Annotated in this window: 18 protein-coding genes and 1 pseudogene; 17 read left to right on the forward strand and 2 right to left on the reverse strand. The window is 51.3% G+C overall.

Going from position 1 to position 22,233, the window contains the following annotated elements:
- Window positions 1-20: 20 nt before the first annotated feature.
- Window positions 21-299 carry a DUF2627 domain-containing protein gene (locus EIZ37_RS03670; RefSeq protein ID WP_134683199.1) on the reverse strand — a complete coding sequence of 93 codons (279 nt, stop codon included), beginning with the start codon at window positions 297-299 and terminating at the stop codon, window positions 21-23.
- A 126-nt stretch (window positions 300-425) separates the two neighbouring features.
- Here EIZ37_RS03670 and EIZ37_RS03675 point away from each other — a divergent pair, with 126 nt between their 5' ends.
- The 12 genes from EIZ37_RS03675 (at window position 426) to EIZ37_RS03730 (ending at window position 18,232) form a co-directional block, all read left to right on the forward strand.
- Window positions 426-2,480: a sigma-54 interaction domain-containing protein gene (locus EIZ37_RS03675; protein ID WP_134683200.1), complete on the forward strand. Its 2,055-nt coding sequence runs from the start codon at window positions 426-428 to the stop codon at window positions 2,478-2,480.
- A 236-nt stretch (window positions 2,481-2,716) separates the two neighbouring features.
- Complete coding sequence (gene bcd, locus EIZ37_RS03680; protein WP_134683201.1) at window positions 2,717-3,808, forward strand: branched-chain amino acid dehydrogenase; 1,092 nt, start codon at window positions 2,717-2,719, stop codon at window positions 3,806-3,808.
- 160 nt (window positions 3,809-3,968) lie between these two features.
- Entirely contained in the window at window positions 3,969-5,390 is a 1,422-nt protein-coding gene (lpdA, locus tag EIZ37_RS03685) for a dihydrolipoyl dehydrogenase (RefSeq protein ID WP_134683202.1), read from the forward strand.
- Window positions 5,391-5,413: 23 nt separating this feature from the next.
- Entirely contained in the window at window positions 5,414-6,406 is a 993-nt protein-coding gene (locus tag EIZ37_RS03690; RefSeq protein ID WP_134683203.1) for a thiamine pyrophosphate-dependent dehydrogenase E1 component subunit alpha, read from the forward strand.
- A 14-nt stretch (window positions 6,407-6,420) separates the two neighbouring features.
- Window positions 6,421-7,404 (forward strand): alpha-ketoacid dehydrogenase subunit beta, encoded by a 984-nt coding sequence (locus EIZ37_RS03695; protein WP_134683204.1) that lies wholly within the window; start codon window positions 6,421-6,423, stop codon window positions 7,402-7,404.
- Between the two features lie 87 nt (window positions 7,405-7,491).
- Window positions 7,492-8,826 (forward strand): dihydrolipoamide acetyltransferase family protein, encoded by a 1,335-nt coding sequence (locus EIZ37_RS03700; protein WP_134683205.1) that lies wholly within the window; start codon window positions 7,492-7,494, stop codon window positions 8,824-8,826.
- A 246-nt stretch (window positions 8,827-9,072) separates the two neighbouring features.
- Window positions 9,073-11,244 carry a copper amine oxidase N-terminal domain-containing protein gene (locus EIZ37_RS03705; protein WP_134683206.1) on the forward strand — a complete coding sequence of 724 codons (2,172 nt, stop codon included), beginning with the start codon at window positions 9,073-9,075 and terminating at the stop codon, window positions 11,242-11,244.
- A 278-nt stretch (window positions 11,245-11,522) separates the two neighbouring features.
- The gene (locus EIZ37_RS03710) at window positions 11,523-13,175 is read left to right on the forward strand and encodes an acyl-CoA mutase large subunit family protein (protein WP_134683207.1); all 1,653 of its coding nucleotides are present in this window, start codon (window positions 11,523-11,525) and stop codon (window positions 13,173-13,175) included.
- An 80-nt stretch (window positions 13,176-13,255) separates the two neighbouring features.
- A complete protein-coding gene (mce, locus tag EIZ37_RS03715) occupies window positions 13,256-14,098 on the forward strand; it encodes a methylmalonyl-CoA epimerase (RefSeq protein WP_134683208.1) in 843 nt (280 codons plus the stop codon).
- Complete coding sequence (locus tag EIZ37_RS03720; RefSeq protein ID WP_134683209.1) at window positions 14,095-15,651, forward strand: acyl-CoA carboxylase subunit beta; 1,557 nt, start codon at window positions 14,095-14,097, stop codon at window positions 15,649-15,651. Before mce ends, EIZ37_RS03720 begins: the two co-directional genes overlap by 4 nt.
- Before the next feature lie 158 nt (window positions 15,652-15,809).
- A complete protein-coding gene (locus tag EIZ37_RS03725) occupies window positions 15,810-16,925 on the forward strand; it encodes a M20/M25/M40 family metallo-hydrolase (protein ID WP_134683210.1) in 1,116 nt (371 codons plus the stop codon).
- A gap of 116 nt (window positions 16,926-17,041) precedes the next feature.
- A complete protein-coding gene (locus EIZ37_RS03730; RefSeq protein ID WP_134683211.1) occupies window positions 17,042-18,232 on the forward strand; it encodes a DUF3866 family protein in 1,191 nt (396 codons plus the stop codon).
- A 1-nt stretch (window position 18,233) separates the two neighbouring features.
- Here the strand turns inward: EIZ37_RS03730 and mciZ are convergent.
- A pseudogene (gene mciZ / locus EIZ37_RS26685) lies at window positions 18,234-18,293 on the reverse strand (Z-ring formation inhibitor MciZ); the annotation flags it as partial.
- Window positions 18,294-18,395: 102 nt separating this feature from the next.
- On the opposite strand from mciZ, the gene EIZ37_RS03740 reads away from it, so the two are divergent.
- The 5 genes from EIZ37_RS03740 to spoIIM all read left to right on the forward strand — a co-directional run bounded on the left by EIZ37_RS03740 (window position 18,396) and on the right by spoIIM (window position 22,135).
- Window positions 18,396-18,953 (forward strand): NUDIX domain-containing protein, encoded by a 558-nt coding sequence (locus EIZ37_RS03740; RefSeq protein WP_134683213.1) that lies wholly within the window; start codon window positions 18,396-18,398, stop codon window positions 18,951-18,953.
- 25 nt (window positions 18,954-18,978) lie between these two features.
- Entirely contained in the window at window positions 18,979-20,121 is a 1,143-nt protein-coding gene (locus EIZ37_RS03745) for an endonuclease Q family protein (protein WP_134683316.1), read from the forward strand.
- Window positions 20,122-20,163: 42 nt separating this feature from the next.
- A complete protein-coding gene (locus tag EIZ37_RS03750) occupies window positions 20,164-20,949 on the forward strand; it encodes a thymidylate synthase (RefSeq protein WP_134683214.1) in 786 nt (261 codons plus the stop codon).
- Window positions 20,946-21,428, forward strand: coding sequence for a dihydrofolate reductase (locus EIZ37_RS03755; RefSeq protein ID WP_134683215.1), 483 nt, complete (start codon window positions 20,946-20,948; stop codon window positions 21,426-21,428). Before EIZ37_RS03750 ends, EIZ37_RS03755 begins: the two co-directional genes overlap by 4 nt.
- An 80-nt stretch (window positions 21,429-21,508) precedes the next feature.
- Window positions 21,509-22,135, forward strand: a complete 627-nt coding sequence (gene spoIIM, locus EIZ37_RS03760) for a stage II sporulation protein M (protein ID WP_134683216.1) — start codon at window positions 21,509-21,511, stop codon at window positions 22,133-22,135.
- Window positions 22,136-22,233 lie beyond the last annotated feature (98 nt).

Below are 22,233 nucleotides of genomic sequence, written 5' to 3' on the forward strand. Positions count from 1 at the left end.
GCCACGCCGTTTTTGATTATTTATTTGTTTTCAGCTTCGTCATCCTCATCATCTTCCTCAGGCACCATAAACCGCGGCTGTACGCGATTGCGCTTGCGTTCATGGTGCAAAATAAAGCCGCCGATGAAGAGCAAAGGAATCAGAAAAAGGGCTGCGCCAAGCAGAAAGGTGCCCCAGCGAAAACCGATTTCCGGATTAAAGCTCAAATAAATGACGTCACGCATTACCTTTATCCCATAAACCGCGATGATCGCGGGAACAGCCATGATAAGAAGAGCGACCAGTTTTTGTCCAAGCATGGCGGGCACATCCTTTTCGTATGAATTCAACATCAACATATTAAAGGAACTGTTCGCACTTGTCCAACGAAGAAATTGAGATAAAATAAGAAGGTCGAAGTGAGCTTTGCGAAAAGAGGGATGCCGGTGCACAAACTGTTGATCATCGGAGCGGGGAATGTAGGGACAGCGCTATTGCAGAAAATCAACCAGATGGACCAGATTCAGATCGTGGCGGTCGTCGATGAGAGATTGGATGCGCCAGGCATCAAGGTGGCCAAATCGCTTGGGATCGAAGTCGCCCGTACATATCAGCCTTATCTCGATGTAGATATCGATATCGTATTGGAAATGACCGGGAACGAAGAGGTGTATGAAGAAGTCCTTCGCCTGAAACAGGCCAAAACCGTGCTGATCCCGGCATCGTTTACCGGGATGATCATACGTCTGCTGCAAGAACGAGAGCAGCTCATCTCGATTCTTTCCCAGCATAAACGAGAATTTGAGACGATGCTCAATTCCACGCATGATGCCATCATCGCTGTCAACCAGACAGGGGTGATCACCCTGTTCAATAAAGCGGCAGAACGGCTCATGGGCATCGATGCAAGAGACGTGATGGGGACGCCTGCGGACGCCTGTATTCCCAATACGCGTTTACATATCGTGCTGCAAACGGGGCAACCCGAGCTGAATCAGGAGCAAGTGCTGCCGAACCGGACGCGGATTATCACCAATCGTGTTCCGGTGCGAAATGAGCGGGGCGAAGTAGTGGGAGCCGTCGCAACCTTCCGCGACATCACCGAGATCATGGCTCTTGCTTCCGAGGTAACCGATTTGAAAGAACTGAAAAGCATGCTGCAGGCGATCATTCACTCTTCGGATGAAGCGATCTCCGTCGTCGATGCGGATGGGATCGGACTGCTCATCAATCCTGCCTACACCCGGCTGACAGGACTCGCCGAGGAGGACGTAATAGGGAAGCCAGCCACGGTGGACATTTCGGAAGGGGAAAGCATGCATATGCAGGTGCTGAAAACCAAAAAGCCGGTTCGCGGTGTCCACATGAAGCTGGGTCCGAAACGGAAGGATGTCATTGTCAATGTGGCCCCGGTGATGGTAGACGGGGTGCTGAAGGGGAGTGTCGGGGTCGTCCACGATATTTCCGAGTTCAAAATGCTCAACGAAGAGCTGGAAAACGCAAGACGCATCATCCGGACGCTGGAAGCGAAATACTCCTTTGATCACATTATCGGCAACAGCGAGCATATGAAGTCGGCGATCGAGCAGGCGCAAAAAGCCGCCCTTACTCCGGCGACCGTGCTGCTGCGCGGGGAATCGGGTACGGGGAAGGAGCTGTTCGCTCATGCGATCCATAATGCGAGCGAACGCAAATACAATCAATTCATTCGGGTGAATTGCGCGGCCATCTCCGAAACGCTGCTGGAAAGCGAACTGTTCGGCTATGAGGAAGGGGCCTTCACGGGTGCCCGGCGCGGCGGAAAGCGTGGTCTTTTTGAAGAAGCGAGCGGCGGTACCATTTTTCTGGATGAAATCGGCGAATTGTCGATGAGCATGCAGGCCAAGCTGCTGCGTGTGCTGCAAGAACGCGAAATCGTCCGAGTCGGGGCAACAAAAGCCATTCCGGTCAATGTCCGCGTCATTGCAGCCACTCATGTCAATCTGGAATCTGCCATCCAGACAGGCAGCTTCCGCGAGGATCTGTACTACCGGCTCCATGTCTTTCCGATCCATATTCCGCCCCTGCGCCAGCGCGTCGAGGATATTGAACCCCTCTCAGAGCACCTGCTGAGAAAATACAATCTGGAATATGGACGGAATGTAGAGGAGATCGCTGCGGGCACCTTGGAAAAATTGCGGGCTTACCATTGGCCGGGCAATGTCCGGGAGCTGGAAAACGTACTCGGACGGGCGATTATCCATATGAAATTTAGCGAGACGGTGATCATGCCGGAACACCTCCCGCCGCTAGACATAAAGTCAGGAAAAAGCGATGGGCGCCAAACGGTGTCAATCGCTGTGGGAAAAACGCTAAAAGAAGCATTGGAAGATACAGAACGCAGCTATATTCAGCAGGTAATGCGGGAAACACAAGGGAATCGAACGCAGGCGGCAAAGCAATTGGGCATTTCGATTCGCAATTTATACTACAAGCTCGAAAAATTGGGCATAGATGAATAACAGTGATAAAAATCATTGCGCAAAATATTGCATGCAACAAATGTCACGAAACTGCAAAAACTTGCACACTCATCATTTTGCATAGCCGGCTTTTTTGTGATCGATAAAGCATTTTTCACAAAAAAGACACATTGGCACATCTTTTGCAAGGTTACATAGTGAATCATTTTCCAGTACACCCTAACTAGACGTGTATGAGACAGGAAAGCAGATTATTTCGGGAGGGTCCATTCTACATGAAGATTTTTGACTACTTACAACGATACGATTATGAGCAATTGGTTTTTTGCCAGGATGAAGCATCAGGATTGAAAGCAATTATTGCGATACATGATACGACCTTGGGCCCGGCTTTGGGCGGAACCCGGATGTGGACCTACAATTCCGAAGAAGATGCCATTGTGGACGCGCTTCGTCTGGCTCGCGGCATGACTTACAAAAATGCGGCAGCTGGCTTGAACATTGGCGGCGGAAAAGCCGTTATCATCGGAGATCCGAGAAAAGACAAGAGCGAAGCATTGTTCCGCGCGTTTGGCCGTTACATTCAAGGCTTGAATGGCCGCTACATCACGGCTGAAGACGTAGGGACAACCGTAGCGGATATGGATACGATTCACTTGGAGACCAATTATGTGACAGGTGTTTCCCCTGCCTTTGGTTCAAGCGGAAATCCTTCTCCTGTAACCGCTTATGGTGTCTATCGGGGGATGAAAGCTGCAGCCAAGCGTGCGTTTGGCAGCGATAATTTGTCTGGCAAAGTGGTTGCCGTGCAAGGTGTGGGCAACGTGGCTTACAATCTGTGCAAGCATCTGCATGAAGAGGGCGCGCACCTGATCGTGACGGATATCAACGAAGAAAACATGAATCGCGCGGTTCAGGATTTTGGTGCCAAGGCTGTCGGCGTGAATGAAATTTTCAATGTTGAATGCGATATTTTTGCTCCATGTGCCTTGGGTGCGGTGATCAATGACGACACTATTCCGCTGTTGAAAGCAAAAGTCATCGCAGGAGCTGCCAATAACCAGCTGAAAGAAGATCGTCATGGCGATATCATCCATGAAAAAGGCCTCATCTATGCGCCTGACTATGTGATCAATGCGGGTGGTGTCATCAACGTAGCGGATGAGCTGCAAGGCTATAACCGTGAGCGTGCGCTGAAAAAGGTAGAGACCATCTATGACAATATCATGCGTGTCTTCGAAATTTCTGAGCGTGACGGAATCCCATCCTACAAAGCAGCCGATCGGATGGCGGAGGAACGCATTGCGCAAATGGCAAGATCACGCAGCATGTTTTTAAAGGACGGAAAATCCGTTTTAAGCAAGTAAAAAATGGTATGATAGTATCAGGTTTGGACATGCGAGCGCCTGGGTATGAACTGCCCAGGCATCGTGGTGTGTGAACAGAATTTTTGGTCAAAGGCTCAGCCGGTGCTAGACAGGCAAGCCAGCAGTTTTTACGTAGATTTCACCAAAGGAGAATGAACCGATGTCCCAAGAATTCGATCTGGTCGTCCTTGGCGGGGGAACGGGAGGCTATGTCGCCGCGATCCGTGCGGCACAGCTTGGCATGACCGTGGCTGTCGTAGAAAAGGAGAAGCTCGGCGGCACTTGTCTGCACCGTGGCTGTATCCCTTCCAAAGCGCTTTTGCGCAGTGCGGAAGTCTTTGCTACCCTCAAGGAAGGCGAAAAATACGGCGTGCTGGCTGAGAATATCGGTTATGATTTTGCCAAAGTCCAAGCGCGTAAGCAGTCCATTGTCGATCAGCTCCACAAAGGTGTGGAGTATTTGATGAACAAAGGGAAAATCAAGGTGTATCAAGGGTTCGGCCGAGTCATGGGGCCTTCCATTTTTTCACCGCAGGCAGGTGCTGTACGGATTGAGTCTGCCAACGGTGATCAGGAAATCATCGTTCCCCGTTTCCTGTTGGTTGCGACAGGATCACGACCGCGTACGCTTCCGGGTCTCGAGATTGACGGAGAATACGTGTTGACCAGCGATGAAGCTCTGCAGCTGGAATCTCTGCCGGAATCCATCGTGATCGTCGGCGGAGGCGTGATCGGGATCGAATGGGCATCGATGCTGAATGATTTCGGTGTGAAGGTGACCGTAGTCGAATATGCGGACCGCATCCTGCCATTTGAGGATGCCGAGGTCAGCAGGGAGCTGACGCGTTTGCTGAAAAAACGAAACATCACCATCGTGACGGGGGCGAAAGTCTTGCCTGACACTGTCACGAAGGCTGACGGAAAAGTGACGGTATCGGCGGAAGTGTCCGGAGCTCAACAAAGCTTTACCGCTGACAAATTGCTTGTATCTGTTGGACGAATGGCCAATGTGGAAAACCTTGGCCTGGAGGCGACCGAGATCAAAGTGGAGCGAGGAGTCATTGCAGTCAACGAGCATTTCCAAACAGCAGAATCCCACATCTATGCGATTGGGGATGTGATCGGCGGTATGCAGCTGGCTCATGTGGCTTCCCATGAAGGTATTTTGGCGGTCGAACATATGGCGGGTCTGAATCCGCATGCGATGGATTATACAAAGGTGCCGAAGTGTACGTACAGCCGTCCGGAGGTAGCCAGCGTGGGTCTTACGGAGGCGGAAGCCAAGGAGCAAGGCTTCGAGGTGAAAACCGGCAAATTCAGCTTTAAGCCACTGGGCAAGGCGCTGGTTCACGGAGAAAACGATGGCTTTGTGAAGCTGGTCGTAGACGCGAAAACAAACGATCTATTAGGTGTACATATGATCGGACCACATGTGACGGATATGATTTCCGAAGCGGGTCTCGCCCGCGTGCTGGATGCGACTCCGTGGGAAATCGGCCATACGATTCATCCGCATCCGACTTTGTCTGAGGCGATTGCGGAAGCGGCGCTAGCAGTAGATGGCTTGGCAATCCATTCGTAAGGAATGTGCAGGGAGGGTTGACGATGAGTAAAATGCGTCATGAGGAAGCAGGGCTGACGGATCAGCAGGTACTGGATATGTACTATTACATGCTGCTCGCACGGAAGATTGACGAGCGGCAGTGGTTGTTAAATCGAGCAGGGAAGGTGCCGTTTGTCATTTCCTGCCAAGGGCAAGAAGCGGCACAAATCGGAGCAGCGTTTGCCATGCAAAAGGATACCGATTATCTTTGCCCGTACTACCGGGATCTGGGCGTAGTGCTCGTCTTTGGTCAAACGGCAAAAGATGCGATGCTGTCTGCATTTGCGAAAAAAGACGACCCGAACAGCGGCGGCAGACAAATGCCCGGTCACTTCGGCGGAAAAAAATGGAACATCCTGACTGGCTCCAGCCCAGTAACGACACAAGTGCCGCATGCGGTCGGGATCGCATTGGCGGCGAAAATGCAGAAAAAAGAACTGGCTGTCTACACTTCGTTTGGCGAAGGCTCCAGCAACCAGGGCGACTTCCACGAGGGAGCCAACTTTGCAGGCGTGCATAAGCTGCCAGTCATCTTCTTCTGCGAAAACAACAAATATGCGATCTCCGTTCCTTTGAAAAAGCAATTGGCCTGCGAAAGCGTGGCTGACCGTGCGATTGGCTACGGCTTTAAAGGAGTCAGCATTGACGGAAATGATCCGATCGAGACCTATCTCGCAGTGAAGGAAGCGCGTGAACGCGGACTGCGCGGGGAAGGCCCGACGCTGATCGAAGCGGTGATGTACCGTCTCGTGCCGCATTCCAGCGACGACGACGACCGCGTGTATCGTTCCCGCGAAGAAGTGGAAGAAGCGAAGAAAAAAGATCCGATTCTCACGTTTGCTGCCTACTTGAAAGAGGCAGGCGTGATGGATGAAGCAACAGAAAAAGAGATTTCAGACCGTGTCAGCAAAGAAGTGGACGAAGCGACGGAATATGCAGAAAATGCTCCATATCCAGATGCTGAATCCTACAAGCTGCATGTATACGGCGAATAAGGGGGAACACGAGCATGGCAGTCATTTCCTTCATCGATGCAGTAACCATGGCGATGCGTGAAGAGATGCGTCGCGATCCCAATGTGTTTGTGTTGGGAGAGGATGTTGGGGTGCGCGGAGGCGTGTTCCGGGCAACATCAGGTTTGATCGAGGAATTCGGAGAGGAGCGCGTGATCGATACGCCGCTCGCGGAATCTGCGATCGCAGGTGTGGCGATCGGTGCCGCAGCGTATGGCATGCGCCCGATCGCAGAGATGCAATTCGCCGACTTCATCATGCCGGCAGTCAATCAGATCGTCAGTGAGGCGGCGAAAATGCGTTACCGCTCCAACAACGACTGGAACTGCCCGATCACCATTCGTGCTCCTTTTGGCGGCGGCGTACACGGAGCGCTGTATCACTCCCAATCTGTGGAAGCGATGTTTAACAGCACACCGGGCCTGAAAATTGTGGCGCCGTCTACACCCTATGATGCAAAAGGCTTGCTGAAAGCAGCCATTCGTGATAATGATCCCGTGCTTTTCTTTGAACATAAGCGCTGCTATCGTCTGATCAAAGGTGAAGTGCCAGATACGGACTACGTGCTGCCAATCGGCAAAGCGGATGTGAAGCGGGAAGGTACCGACATTACCGTGATCTCATACGGATTGACGCTCCATTTCGCGCTGCAGGCTGCAGAAAAGCTGGCCCAAGAAGGCATCAGCGCACACATTCTGGATCTGCGCACACTGTATCCGTTGGACAAGGAAGCGATCATCGAAGCAGCCTCCAAGACGGGAAAAGTGCTGATTGTTCATGAGGATAACAAGGAAGGCGGTATTGGCGGCGAGGTGGCTGCGATTATCGCTGAACACTGCCTGTTTGATCTCGATGCGCCGATCAAACGGCTTTGCGGACCGGACGTGCCAGCCATGCCATATAGCCCGCCGCTCGAAAAGGCGTTTATGCTCAATCCCGACAAAGTCTATGAAGCGATGCGCGAACTCGCATACTTCTAATGTGTTCATAAAAATCGGCTACGCCTCGCCTTTGGCGGAGCCTAAATCGGAAATGATATTCACTCAGGTTTACCAAGGAGGAGACCCATGGCAACCAAAGTACTCATGCCGCAGCTGGGGGAAAGTGTTACCGAAGGAACGATCACCAGATGGCTGGTTAAACCCGGCGATGTGGTAAGCAAATACGATCCGTTGGCAGAAGTGTCAACAGATAAAGTGAATGCAGAGGTTCCGTCCACCGTATCCGGACGAATTGCGGAAATCGTGGTAGCAGAGGGCGATACGGTATCGGTAGGTACGCACATCCTCTCGATTGAAGAAAGCGGAGAAACGGGTGCAGCTACGGAAGCATCCGCTCCTAGCCAGCCTGCAGCCGCCGCAGCATCCCAGCAGCCAACTGCACCAGCAACTGCACCAGCAGTATCCGCACCAAAACCATTGGCAGCGGGGGCCGTGAATGAGGGGCAAAAGCAGCGCTACTCTCCGGCAGTCATGCGTCTGGCCCAAGATAATGGCATTGATCTGGCGCATGTGAAAGGAACAGGCGCGGAGGGTCGCATTACTCGGAAAGATGTACAGCTGTTCATCGAGCAAGGTGGAATGCAGGCGACTGCTGCACCGGCAGCGCAGCAAATGACGGAAGCAGCACCAGCTCCGGTAGCAGCACCGGTCGTTCAAGCCCCAGTGAAAGAAACTGCGGGAAATGTTGATATACCAGTCGCGACAGGTGATCAGATCATTCCGCTTACGCCTGTGCGCAAAACGATTGCCAGCCGGATGGTACAGAGCAAGCATGAAGCTCCGCATGCCTGGACCATGGTGGAAGTCGATGTCACCAATCTCGTCAATTTCCGCAATCAGGTGAAAGATGAATTCAAACGAAAAGAAGGCGTGAACTTGACCTTCCTGCCGTTTTTCATCAAGGCTGTGGTGGAAGCGCTGAAGGAATATCCGATCCTGAACTCGACTTGGGGCGGCGACAAGATCATCGTGAAAAAAGACATCAATATCTCCATCGCGGTGGCGACAGAGGATGCCCTCTATGTGCCGGTGATCAAGGCGGCCGATCAGAAATCCGTCTATGGAATCGCAAAGTCCATCGAGGATCTGGCAAACCGCACACGAGCGGGCAAATTGACCATGGACGATATGAGCGGAGGTACCTTCACGGTGAACAACACCGGTTCCTTTGGCTCGGTTCTGTCAACGCCGATCATCAATGCGCCGCAAGCAGCGATTCTCAGTGTAGAATCCATCGTGAAACGGCCAGTGGTCGTCAATGACATGATCGCCATCCGCTCCATGGTGAATCTCTGCTTGTCGCTGGATCACCGCATCTTGGATGGTTTGGTATGCGGACGTTTCCTGCAAAGTGTGAAGCAAAAGCTTGAAGCGATCGGACCGGAGACAAAAATCTATTAAACCAGAAAAGTACTAGGGCCCGGGAATGACAAGTTCCTGGGCCATTTGCCGTATTTCGGCAAAAACTTTGTAAAATTGTGTAACGAATTTCGGTTTCATCCGTTAAAGAATATGTAGGGCTTTCGGTCTATCATAATGGGATCATAAAATATTGTGAAAAGATTCCCTAGTATCTCTATTTTATGGTAAACTGTGAGCGTTGATTCAGTTGAATACGGGTCAAAAAGATAGCTGTGGGAGGTTCTTATGGAGAAGAAAAAACTACTTCCAGTGGTATTGGCAGTGACTGCCTTGGCGGCAACTCCGTTCACAAATGCGCCAAAGGCTTATGCGATTGACGATTTGGATATTGAAGCAGACGATTACGATACCGAAGCCGAAGCCGAGTATACCATCACCTTTACTCTTGAAGAAGAGCTTGAGGATGGTGACGAGATCACTGTTGAATTCGACAGTGACTTCGATCTTGACGAAGTAGAGGAAGATGATGTCGAAGCAGAAGTAGATGGTTCTACTGAGGATGACATCGACGTAAGTGGTAACACGGTTACTATTACTGTTTCGGAAGATTACTCCGAAGGCGATGACGTTGAAATTACCATTCCTAACGTTATTAATCCGGAAGATGACGATGATTATGAAATTTCTGTGGAAACAGACAATGAAGATGAAGAAAGCGAAACCATCGAAATCGGCGATGACGCGGATAATGATGACGATGACGATGACGACGATGATGACGGCGACTTCGAAGTAGATTTGAGTGAAGATGAAGAAGATAAAAAATCCGGCTACGATCTTGGTACGATCGACCTGAGTGATGAAGATCAAGAACTCGAAGATGGAGCAGAGGTCGTCGTATCCTTCCCGGATGAAGATATGTTGCCTGATGAAGATGATTATGAAGAAGGCGATATTACTATCAACGGGGAAGATGTGGAAGAAGGCGATATCGAGATCGATGGAAACGAAATCACTTTGACGATTCCAGATGGCTTGGAAGGGGAAGACGAGCTCGAAATCGAATTCGACGAAGACTTCGGCATCCGCAACCCAATGGCGGACGATGACTATACCATTACAGTAGAATACGACGGTGAAGAGTATGAATCCGAAGAGTTTGAAATCGTAGATAAAAACGGAAACAGCACATCCAATTCCAAATCCGACTCCAATTTCGGTGTCACGCTGTCTGACTCCAACGCGGGTTCCCGCAGCAGCTATACCATTGAAGCGGACTTTGGCAGCAAATACAAGCTTGAACCAGGTAAGGATGTGATCGTGACATTCCCTACCTCTGAAATGCTTCCTCCAAGCATCGATAAGAGCAGCGTATTTGTAAACGGAAAAGAATCAAAAGGGATCTACATTAACGGCAACAAAGTATACGTTACAGCCCCTGACAGCGTGTCCAAATCAGGTAAAGTGAAAGTATCCTTTGGCTACTATTCCTGGATCACCAACCCGAAAACAGCAGGCAGCTACGATATCGCGATGAGCGTGAGCGGAAAAACCATCACGTCCAAAAAATTCTCGATTACCGGTACGCCAATTGTCCAACAGCCAGTGGTAACTCCGCCGGTCGTTCCTGTAACTCCTGTGGTCGCAGCGGATAACAGCCAAGCGCTTGTAACAAAGACGAAAGCCGGTCTCAACCAAGTAACGGGCTTCAACATCCAGGTGAAACAAGTGGGCGAGCAATTGGTTGCAGGCAAAGATTATCTGCAAGTGACCCTGCCAGTCGGCTTTAAAGTACCTACCGCGATCCCAATCACAAACACATCGGTAAATGGTGTATATCCAAGCAAAGTGGTTGTAAGCGGTCAAAACATCTTGATCTATCCAAAACAAAACATCGCGCAAAACGCGCCGGCGACCATCATTATTACGGAAGCGGCGAAAATCACTAACCCAGCGGTGAAAAACGTGTACTCGGTAGGCGTATCGACTTCCGCTCACAAAGGCCCGTTGTTCTCCCGCTTGGTCGGCATTGGTGGTGCGGTAGTGCCAGCTGTGACACCAGCTCCAACGCCAGCCGTGACATTCCCAGTCAATGCGGCGCGCATCAAGGTAGGTGTAGCGAACTTTACGCTTCGCGGCAACACGTATCCGCTGAAAGCTGCTCCATTCCTGGCGAATGGCACGACTACAGCGGTGCCGGCTCAGTTCTTTAAAGAAGCATTGGCCATGAGCACGATCTGGAACAACAATACAGTGTCCATCGTGAGCGGCACAACAGCAATGCGCTTCACAGTCGGTTCCAACATCGCTCGCGTTGGTACACAAAGCGTGGTTATGCCAGCGGCCGTAACGCTGCAAAACGGAATGCCAATGATTCCGCTGAAATTTGTGGCTGATCAGGTTGGCTACAAAGTCTTGTGGGATGCAAAAACATCCAGTGTGGGTGTATTCAAATAATCAGCAAAAGAAAGGCCCCTTGCATAAGCAGGGGCTTTTCCTTTTTATTCAGTTGAAAATCATGGTTGGAAATACGTAATGGTTGGAATGACCAAAGACAGGACAAGCAGTCCAATCAAGACTTTCGCAACGACTGATTGCATTTTCATTCCACTACCTCCTTATACAATCCAGCTTCAATCAGAGCGAATAATGCGTGGAAAAGTTGAGTGGCTGTGCTAATATGAAAAGAGGGAGCTTTAACAACCCACGTGTAATGGAGAAGGAGCGTGTCACCCTTGTCTACTCAAAATTTTACCGAACACTATCAGAAGTGGCAACAACAGTTGAAGGATAGATTGGAAAAATCACCTGAACGCAAAAGTCACTTTGCCACTTCATCTGAAATCGAAGTGGATACGGTCTATGTCCCCGAAACAATTGATGGCGCTTACATGGAAAAGGTTGGATTTCCGGGTGAGTACCCATATACCCGCGGCGTGCAGCCCAACATGTATCGAGGCCGCCTATGGACGATGAGGCAGTATGCGGGTTTTGGTTCTGCAGAGGAGACGAATCAGCGTTTTCGTTATCTTTTGGATCAAGGGCAAACAGGACTCAGCGTCGCCTTCGACCTGCCTACGCAGATTGGATATGACTCTGATGATCCGATGGCGACTGGTGAAGTGGGCAAGGTGGGAGTGGCGATTGATTCGTTGGAGGATATGGAGACACTCCTAGCGGGCATTCCGCTGGACAAAGTCAGCACGTCGATGACGATCAATGCCCCGGCTTCGGTTTTGCTGGCGATGTATATAGCGGTTGGAGAAAAGCAAGGGGTCCCTTCGCATAAATTGTCGGGAACGGTACAAAACGATATTTTAAAGGAATATATTGCCAGAGGCACTTATATTTATCCGCCCAAGCCTTCGATGCGGCTGATCACGGATATTTTCGCGTATTGTGCAGAGCATGTTCCGAAATGGAATACGATCAGCATCAGCGGCTATCACATCCGGGAAGCGGGTTCCACGGCGGTTCAAGAGGTTGCCTTTACGTTAGCGGACGGGATCGCGTATGTAGAAGCGGCGATTCAGGCCGGTCTGGATATCGATCGTTTCGCTCCGCAGCTTTCGTTCTTTTTTAATGGCCATAACCATTTCTTTGAGGAAATCGCCAAGTTCCGGGCAGCTAGAAGGATCTGGGCACGTATGATGCGTGAACGTTATGGCGCAAAAAATCCGAAATCATGGCAATTCCGTGTGCATACCCAGACGGGTGGGTCTACGTTAACGGCACAGCAGCCTGACAACAACATCGTTCGGGTCACGCTTCAAGCCTTGGCCGCTGTTTTGGGAGGCACACAGAGCTTGCATACGAATTCGCGGGATGAAGCGCTTGCGCTGCCAACCGAGGAGTCGGCCCGTATCGCATTGCGGACCCAACAAATCATCGCCTATGAAAGCGGTGTGACCGATACGGTTGATCCGCTGGCAGGTTCCTATTATGTGGAATATTTGACGGATCAAATTGAGCTGAAGGCACTCGAATATATGGAGAAAATCGAAAAGATGGGCGGCGCGGTAGCGGCCGTAGAAGCTGGCTACATGCAGCGCGAGATCCACAAGCAGGCATACGAGACACAGCGCAAGATCGAAAGCGGAGAAGAGGTTGTAGTCGGCATGAACAGCTTTAAGCTGGAGAATGAGCCGCAACCGGAATTATTGCGGGTTGATCCGGCATTGGGCCGTAAACAAAAAGAGAAGCTGCAAGAGCTGCGTGCGCGTCGGGATAACGCTGCAGTTGAACAAACGCTCAGTCGTTTGAAAGCAGGCGCGGAAGGATCGGACAATTTGATGCCGCTGATTCTGGATTGTGTGCGCCAGTACGCGACCATTGGGGAGATTTGCGGAGTACTGCGCAGCGTATTTGGCGAATACCGTGCGATCTAGCCCGATTCCCGAAGCGATTCATTTGAACTGAATATGATGAATACGATCGTTATCCATCGAATGGCGAGGAGGAGCAGTAGATGAGTCAAAAGATACGGGTCTTGGTAGCAAAGCCGGGCTTGGACGGCCATGATCGCGGAGCATTGGTGGTTGCGCAAGCGCTGCGCGATGAAGGAATGGAAGTGGTATATACGGGGCTGCGCCAGACGCCAGCCCAGATCGCAAATGCGGCGATTCAGGAGGATGTCGATTGCATTGGGCTTTCCTGTTTGTCGGGGGCCCATAATGAGCTCTTTCCGGAAGTGGTTCGCTTGTTGCGGGAGCAGGGCGCGGATGACATCCTGGTCATTGGCGGAGGGGTAATTCCCCAAGAAGACATCCCTTACCTGAAAACACAGGGTATCGCGGAAGTCTTTACTCCCGGCACACCGACCACTGTCACAGCAGAATATATCCGCGCACATGTGAAGCGGAAGAAAACGAGCTTTGTCCAACCTCCTAACAAGATCGCCCATATTGGCATAGCGGTATCCAGCATCGACGCGGCTTTGCCCTTTTACACCGAGCAGCTGGGGCTTACCTTGCTCGGCAGGGAGACGGTAGAGAGCGAGCAGGTACAGATCGCTTTTTTGGCGATCGGAGAAACGCGTATCGAATTATTGGAGCCGCTTGGGCCAACCAGTCCGATTGCAAAATTTATGGAAAAACGCGGGGAAGGCATTCATCATATCGCGCTGGATGTGGACGATATCGAAGAGCGACTTGTGCAGCTCAAGGCAAATGGTGTGGCTGTTTTGAATGACACACCGAAAATCGGGGCGCATCAAGCGCAAATCGCCTTTTTGCATCCAAAGGCAGCACATGGTGTATTGTATGAACTGTGCCAATATCCCGAGACGAAGGGAGAGAATGAGAACGAATGAGCGACAGCATGTATGAAAAAATCGATGAACTCTATGAACGCAAACGAAAAGTCGAATTGGGCGGCGGTGATGAGCGGATCGCAGCCCAGCACAAAAGGGGCAAACTGACAGCGCGAGAACGTCTCGATATTTTGCTCGACCCGGACAGCTTTGTGGAGCTGCAGCCGTTTGTGAAGCATCGCGCCACCAATTTCGGTCTGGACAAGCTGGACGCGCCTGGGGAAGGTGTCGTGACCGGATATGGAAAGATTCATGGCCGCCTTACCTACGTTTTCGCGCAGGATTTTACCGTATTCGGCGGTGCGCTCGGCGAAATGCATGCCAAAAAGATTGCGAACATCATGGATCTTGCAGCGAAAAATGGTGCGCCCGTGATCGGGTTGAACGACTCGGGAGGAGCGCGTATTCAAGAAGGCGTCGTTTCTCTGGATGGCTATGGTCATATTTTTTACCGCAACTCGATCTACTCCGGTGTGATTCCGCAAATCTCGGTCATTCTCGGTCCGTGTGCAGGCGGCGCCGTGTATTCCCCGGCGATTACCGACTTTGTTTTCATGGTAGAACAGACGTCACAGATGTTTATTACCGGGCCGAAAGTGATTGAAACAGTGACCGGCGAAAAGATCAGCAGCGAAGATTTGGGCGGGGCATCGGTCCATTCCGCCAAGAGCGGCAACGCGCATTTTACTGCAGCCACCGAAGAAGAGGTGCTGATGCAAGTGCGCGAGCTGATGGGTTACCTGCCGCAAAACTATCGGGAAGAGCCGCAGCGCCTCGCGTATGAAGGGGACAGAGGGGATTGGATCGAGGAGATCATCGATGCGGTTCCGGTGGCAGGCACCAAGGTGTACGATGTGAAAAAAGTGCTGAAGCTGATTTTGGACAATGGCGAGTTTTTAGAGGTGCAGCCTGATTTTGCCCGCAATATCGTCGTTGGCTTTGGACGAATCGACGGGCAGGCAGTCGGGTTGATCGCCAATCAGCCAAAAGTGATGGCAGGCGGGCTCGACATTGATTCTTCGGACAAATTGGCTCGCTTCATCCGAACATGTGACTGCTACAATATTCCGCTCATTACGTTTGTAGACGTAACCGGATTTTTCCCAGGCATCAACCAAGAGCATGGGGGCATCATCCGCCACGGGGCAAAAATTCTGTATGCGTATTCGGAAGCAACCGTGCCGAAAATCTCCGTCATTACCCGCAAAGCTTATGGCGGCGCTTATGTGGCGCTAAACTCCAAAGCGATTGGCGCGGATGTGGTGTATGCATGGCCGAATGCGGAGATTGCCGTCATGGGACCAGAAGGGGCGGCAAACATCATATTTGCGAGGGAAATCGAGCAGAGCGACAATCCGCAGGCGATGAGGCAGGCGAAAATCACGGAGTATCGTGAAAAATTTGCCAATCCGTACGTGGCGGCTGAGCATGGCATGGTCGATGATGTAATCGATCCTCGGGAGACTCGCAAATATCTTAAACGCTCGCTGGAGATGCTTGCGACCAAGCAGGAAAAGCGTCCGGACAAAAAACACGGCAACATACCCCTGTAAATATCTTTTTACTGGATGGAGAAAATTACCCAATTGGATTATACTTAGAGAACTACGACTTTCCGTCTTGCTTCTCTGACGTGAGAGCCTATACTTGCCCATGAGACAGGCCAGCGCCTGACCGTGGGTTGAATACATATGTGTAGGGGGAATTAGCCTTGATTAACCAGGAACGTTTGTTAAACGAATTTCTCGAACTCGTCCAGATCGATAGTGAGACGAAAAACGAAGCGGCGATCGCGAAGGTGCTGAAGGAAAAGCTGGTCGCACTCGGCTTTACCGTAGAAGAGGATGACGCTGCCGCCAAAACCGGACACGGCGCGAACAATCTGATCGCGACACTGGAAGGTACTGGCAAAGGACCGGTCATTCTGTTTAGCAGCCACATGGATACGGTTGTTCCGGGGAATGGCGTGAAACCTTCCATTAAAGATGGATACATCGTGACAGATGGAACCACCATTTTGGGTGCGGACGACAAAGCGGGCATCGCTGCGATTTTCGAAGGAATCCGTACCGTAAAGGAAAACAATCTGCCATATCCAACGATCCAAGTGGTGATCACGGTTGGGGAAGAGTCCGGGCTGGTCGGCTCCCGCCATATGGACAGCAGTCTGCTGAAAGCGGAAATGGGCTTTATCCTCGATTCGGAAGGACCGGTTGGCCAAATCACGGTAGCAGGTGCAGGACAATACCGCATCATCACGAAAATTCATGGCAAAGCAGCGCATGCTGGCGTCAATCCGGAAGATGGCGTGAGCGCTATAACTGTTGCTAGCAAGGCAGTTTCCCGCATGCCATTGGGCCGCATCGACGAAGATACAACAGCGAATATCGGCCGCTTTGAAGGCGGAAAAGCCTACAATATCGTGGCTGACTATGTAGAGGTATGGTCGGAAGCGCGCAGCTTGGTGATGGAAAAGCTGGAAGAGCAAGTGAAGAAAATGACCACTGCTTTTGAGGAAGCGGCGAGCGAGATGGGCGCTCGATGCGAAAATGAAGTCATCTTCATGTACCATGGCTACAAGTACGATGAAAATACGCCAGTCGTCGCAAAAGCGATCAATGCGGTGAAACGCGTGGGGCGCAACCCGGAAATGGTGAAAAGCGGCGGGGGAAGCGACGGTAACATCTTCAACGGCTATGGCGTACCAAGCGTGAACTTGGCGATTGGCTACGAAGAAATCCATACGACAAATGAACGGATGCCAATCGAGGAGCTGAACAAATCAGCGGAATTGGTGACTGCCATCATCGCAGAAGTACTCGAGTAGTGCAAGTAAAATGGAACGAAAAAGAGGACAGGGATTCTCCCCTCCTCTTTTTTTCATATCGTATGGTCCTTTCCTTTCCCGCATAAGCTGGAAGAAGGGGAAGGGGGGCCGGGCCGATGTTGAGAGTGGCCGCAGCAAAAGTCGTGGAGATACAGCAGGAGCAGGACGGATGGCAGCTGCTGGAGATCGAACAAATGCAAAATGGCGAGCGGGGACTCGCCATCTGCTATTGGAAAGGGTCAGGGAAATGCGGTATCGGTGATAAGGTGACGATCAATACGACTGCGGTAGAGCTTGGATTAGGCACGGGAGGCTGTCATTTTGTCATCGGCAAGCTGTCTGAGACCCCGCGTGACGATTATTATCCCAATGCATGGGGACATATTATGAAAATGCGCTACACATCCGTGCAGATGGCCGTAGATGCCGTAGAGGAACAATCGAGTCCATATCATGACTTGTTTATCGGTGAACAAAACACCTTGCAGGGCACTCCGGTGTTGATTGCGGAGCTGCACAGTCTGCTGCCGATTTTTGCCCTTGCTGCACGTCAGCGAAAGCCCGAGTGGAACATCGTTTACTTGATGCCAGACGGGGCAGCGCTGCCAATCGCGATCAGCCAGCATGTGCGCAAGCTGCGGGAAATGAAGGTCCTCAATTCGACCATTACGACAGGACATGCATGGGGCGGCGATTTCGAGGCTGTCAATGTGTATACCGGACTTTTGGCTGCAAAATGGGCAGCGAAAGCGGATCTCATCATCTGCACTCTTGGGCCAGGTGTAGTTGGGACAGGTACGACGCTCGGTTTTTCCGGGATGCAGCTTGCGGAAGTTATTCATGCGGTATCCTTGCTTGCTGGCATCCCCGTTTTTACGCCGCGCATCAGCTTTGCCGATCGACGTGACCGGCACCGCGGCATGAGCCATCATTCTCGTACCTTACTGAAGCGATTTTCCTTGCGTCCAGCCATCCTGCCGATTCCGCGATTTGGTGATGAGCGGGATGAGCTCTTGGAACTGCAAGAAGCGGAAGACAGGCTCAGGGAAAAGCATGGTCGCATCGTATTGCCGGCGCCCGAGCTTCACGAGCTGGAAATCCTGCAGGATCGATACGAAGAACGTATCAGCACGATGGGCAGAAAGCTCGCAGAGGATCCATCGCCCTTTCAAGCCGCGTATTTATCTGTGCAAGTCGCGATGGCGATCCGCAACACTCAGCAAGAGTTTATCGGCGAGATGCCCGATCTATCCGATCCAGCCACTCTGACAAGGTTATGTTCTTATTTGACCAATGGCGAAGGGTAGCCCGGATCTCCCAAGCCTTCCCGACCAAACGAAGTTGTCCTGGTGAAGTATATGTTTTCATATTGCCTACCTCCTAGTATGATGGGTGTGGACAAGCTACTTGATGTATACATATGGATGAAAAGAAAGAACTAGAACCACCGAGAAAAAAGGAGTGGAAAAAATGAACGATCAAGAACGATTGGCAGAACCAACGATAGCCAGTGAGACCATCTATGAAGGAAAAGTCATCACCGTGAAAGTCGATGACGTGCGTCTGCCAAATGGAAAAACGGCAAAGCGTGAGATCGTCAAACACCAGGGAGCCGTTGCCGTCCTACCGCTGACGGATGACGGTAAGATGGTGGTCGTTCGCCAGTTTCGCAAAGCATTGGAGCGCACCATCTTGGAAATTCCGGCAGGCAAGTTGGAAAAGGGCGAAGAGCCGCTTGCCTGTGCCAAGCGTGAGCTGGAGGAAGAGACCGGTTATACAGCCGCGCATTATGAACATCTCAGTTCGTTTTATACGTCGCCGGGATTTGCGGACGAGCTGCTGCATGTGTATGTCGCCACAGGCTTGAAGGCGGGAGCGATGCAGCCCGATGAAGACGAATTCGTGGAAGTGCTGGAGCTGACGTTGGAAGAGGCACATGAGAAGCATCGCTTGGGAGAAATCCGGGACGCCAAAACGGTTGTGGCGCTGTTTGCTTGGGAGAATCGGGTGCTGAAAGCTCGTGACTAATCCATTACCCTCGTATTTTTGCGATATGCACATCCACATCGGCGGTACGCGCAGCAAGAAACCGGTCAAGATAACGGCTTCCCGCCAAATGACACTCACCCGTATCCTGGAGGAGTCGTCGGAGCGTAAAGGGATGGAGATGATCGGCATCATCGACGCTCATTCTCCCGAGGTGCAGGAGGAGCTGCAAGATTTGCTCGATCGCCACGAAGCGATGCCACACCCGGAAGGTGGGATCACCTATAAACAGACCATGCTCATTTTGGGCTGTGAAGTAGAAGTCAAGGAGCCCGGCCGCGGCGAGGCACATTTTCTCTGCTATTTCCCCAGTCTTGCCGAAATGAGGCAATTTACACAATGGCTCGCTGCCCGCTGCAAAAATGTGCACCTCAGCTCCCAGCGCATCCATACCACGCTGGTCGAACTTCAGGAAAAAGTAGCATCGCTGCAAGGGATTTTTATCCCGGCCCATATTTTTACGCCGCATAAAGGGTTTTACGGCAGTTGCGCGGATCGATTGACTGACGTGCTGGACCCGACACTGGTCGATGCGGTTGAGCTCGGGTTGTCTGCGAATACCGATATGGCGGATCGGATTGGAGAGCTTCACGAAAAAACGTTCCTGACCAATTCGGATGCGCATTCGCTGGCCAAAATAGGACGCGAATACCAGGCCATCCGGATGGCGGAGCCTTGCTTCGCGGAATGGAGAAAAGCGTTGCACCGCCAAGAAGATCGGCATATCGCGGTCAACTATGGACTGCATCCGCGGTTGGGTAAATACCATCAGACGACCTGTCAAGCCTGCCAGACGCCACTGCCGGAAACCGGTGATGGGCGTTGTCCGCATTGTGGCTATAAAGCGGTTGTCCGAGGAGTGGCGCAGCGTATCGACGAGCTGGCGGACAAGGAGATCGGCCAGCATCCTGCGCATCGACCACCGTACATCGAGCAGATCCCGTTGGAGTTCATTCCCGGCATTGGAGCCAAGACGAAGGACAAACTGTATCAAGCTTTCGGAACGGAAATGAATATCCTGCATCGTACGGATGAGGAACAGCTCGCCATGATCGTAGGGGAGAAGCTGGCCAGGATGATCCGGTTAGCCAGGGATGGTGGATTATCCATCGAAGCGGGGGGTGCCGGTACCTACGGGAAGGTGCTATAATGAATCATCAAGCAATTATCGAAAAAGGGGAAACGTAGGACTATGAATGCAGCAGATAGGCAATATCTTTCCTTGATCAGCGACGTGCTGGAAAACGGGTACTCGGATCAAAATCGTACAGGAATCCCTACGAAAAAGCTGTTCGGCCGATCATTTACGTTTGATCTGCGCAACGAATTTCCCATTTTAACCACGAAGCAAGTGTTTTTCAAAACGGCGGTCAAAGAGCTGCTCTGGATTTACCAGCTGCAAAGCAATGACGTGGGCAAGTTGCGGGAAATGGGCGTAACCGTCTGGGATGAATGGGCGAGAGAGGATGGTACGATAGGCAAAGCGTACGGCTATCAGATCCGCAAGCATCGCCAGATCGATAAGCTGATTGAAGGCTTGCAGAAAGACCCGCAAGGCAGAAGGCATATCATGAGTCTGTGGGATATGAACGATCTCGAGGATATGGCCCTGCAGCCCTGCGCATTCATGACAATGTGGGATGTCAGTGATGGATACTTGAACTGTACATTGGTGCAGCGCAGTGCCGATCTTGGCTTGGGCGTACCGTTCAATTTCACTCAGTACGCGGTGCTTGTCCATATGATCGCGCAGGTAACCGGGTTAAAGCCGGGGATGTTTATCCATTTTTTGAATAATGCCCATATCTACGAAAATCACGAAGCGGCCTTGCGGGAGCAGATGAAGCGCGAACCGTACGCAGCGCCGAAGCTTTGGCTCAATCCGGAAATCACCAACTTCTACGATTTCACGGTGGATGATATCAAGCTGCTCGATTATCAGCATCATCCGAAGCTGGAAATGGAAGTGGCCGTATGATTTCGTTGATTTTTGCCATGGATCGTAATCGACTGATCGGAAAAAACAACGAGCTTCCCTGGCATCTTCCCGCGGATTTGCAGTACTTCAAGCGTATCACCTCGGGTCATACCGTCATCATGGGGCGCAAGACGTATGAATCGATCGGAAAGCCGCTGCCGAACCGCAAGAATTTGGTGATCACCAGGGATCATACGCTTAAGCTGGAGGGCTGTACGATCTGTACCTCTGTATCAGAGGTGCTAGAGACTGTCGGGAAAGAGGAGGAAGCTTTCGTTATCGGCGGGGCAGAAGTGTACAAGCAATTTCTTCCCGTAGCGGATCGCATGTACATCACGTTTATCGACGAGAGCTTTGAGGGTGACGCGTATTTTCCGTCCTATGAGGAAGACCAATGGAAACTTATTCAAAGCGAACAGGGAATTCAGGACGAGCGGAATCCGTACGAACACCGTTTCACGGTCTGGGAAAGAGTGTAGGAACCAGGCACGGTGTCATATAGCTGGCTTGGCCCGCATACCATGGTAGAAATTCGTGGGAGCGGGAGGAGGAAGCCACCATGCGCAGCAGAATGGGACAAACATTCCAAGCTTATATGCGCGAGCACCAATCCCTTTATTTATTTGCGGTGATTTTGTTTGCGATGGGTGTAATCTTCGGAGCAGTCATTGTAAACTCGCTGGGACTTACCCAAAAACAAGAACTAATGGGGTTTCTCCGTTATTTTTTTGCGAATGTAGATGAGCATGGGGTTGCTGATCCAGCGGCCCATTTTACGCAAACATTTGCTTTTCACTTAAAAACGGTAGGGATCATCTGGATGTTGGGCTTGTCCATCATCGGCTTGCCGCTGATCCTGCTGCTGCTCTTTCTGAAAGGGGTGGTAGTCGGGTTTACGGTCGGCTTTTTGGTGGATCAAATGCAGTGGCAAGGTGTTACTTTTGCCCTTTCCGGCGTATTGCCGCAGAATATGTTGATTGTCCCGGCTTTGTTGATCGTGGGCGTTGGCGGGATTTCATTCTCCCTGCGGTTGATCCGCAGCCGGCTGTTAAATAAGCACGATGTCATCTTACCTCATTTTTGGAGCTATACGGCAATCATGGTAGTCATGCTTATCGTTTTAACCGTTGCATCCCTGTTCGAGGCATACGTTTCGCCGACTTTGATGCAATATGTGATTAATTAAGAATTATTATCACTTTAGAACGGATGTATTTGACTAAATCGATTGCCCTCTACTATAATAGGAACAGGTTTTCATGCTTTCTGGATCTCGCCAGTTAA

The organism is Brevibacillus migulae (assembly GCF_004521915.1).
GTDB lineage: Bacteria > Bacillota > Bacilli > Brevibacillales > Brevibacillaceae > Brevibacillus_F > Brevibacillus_F migulae.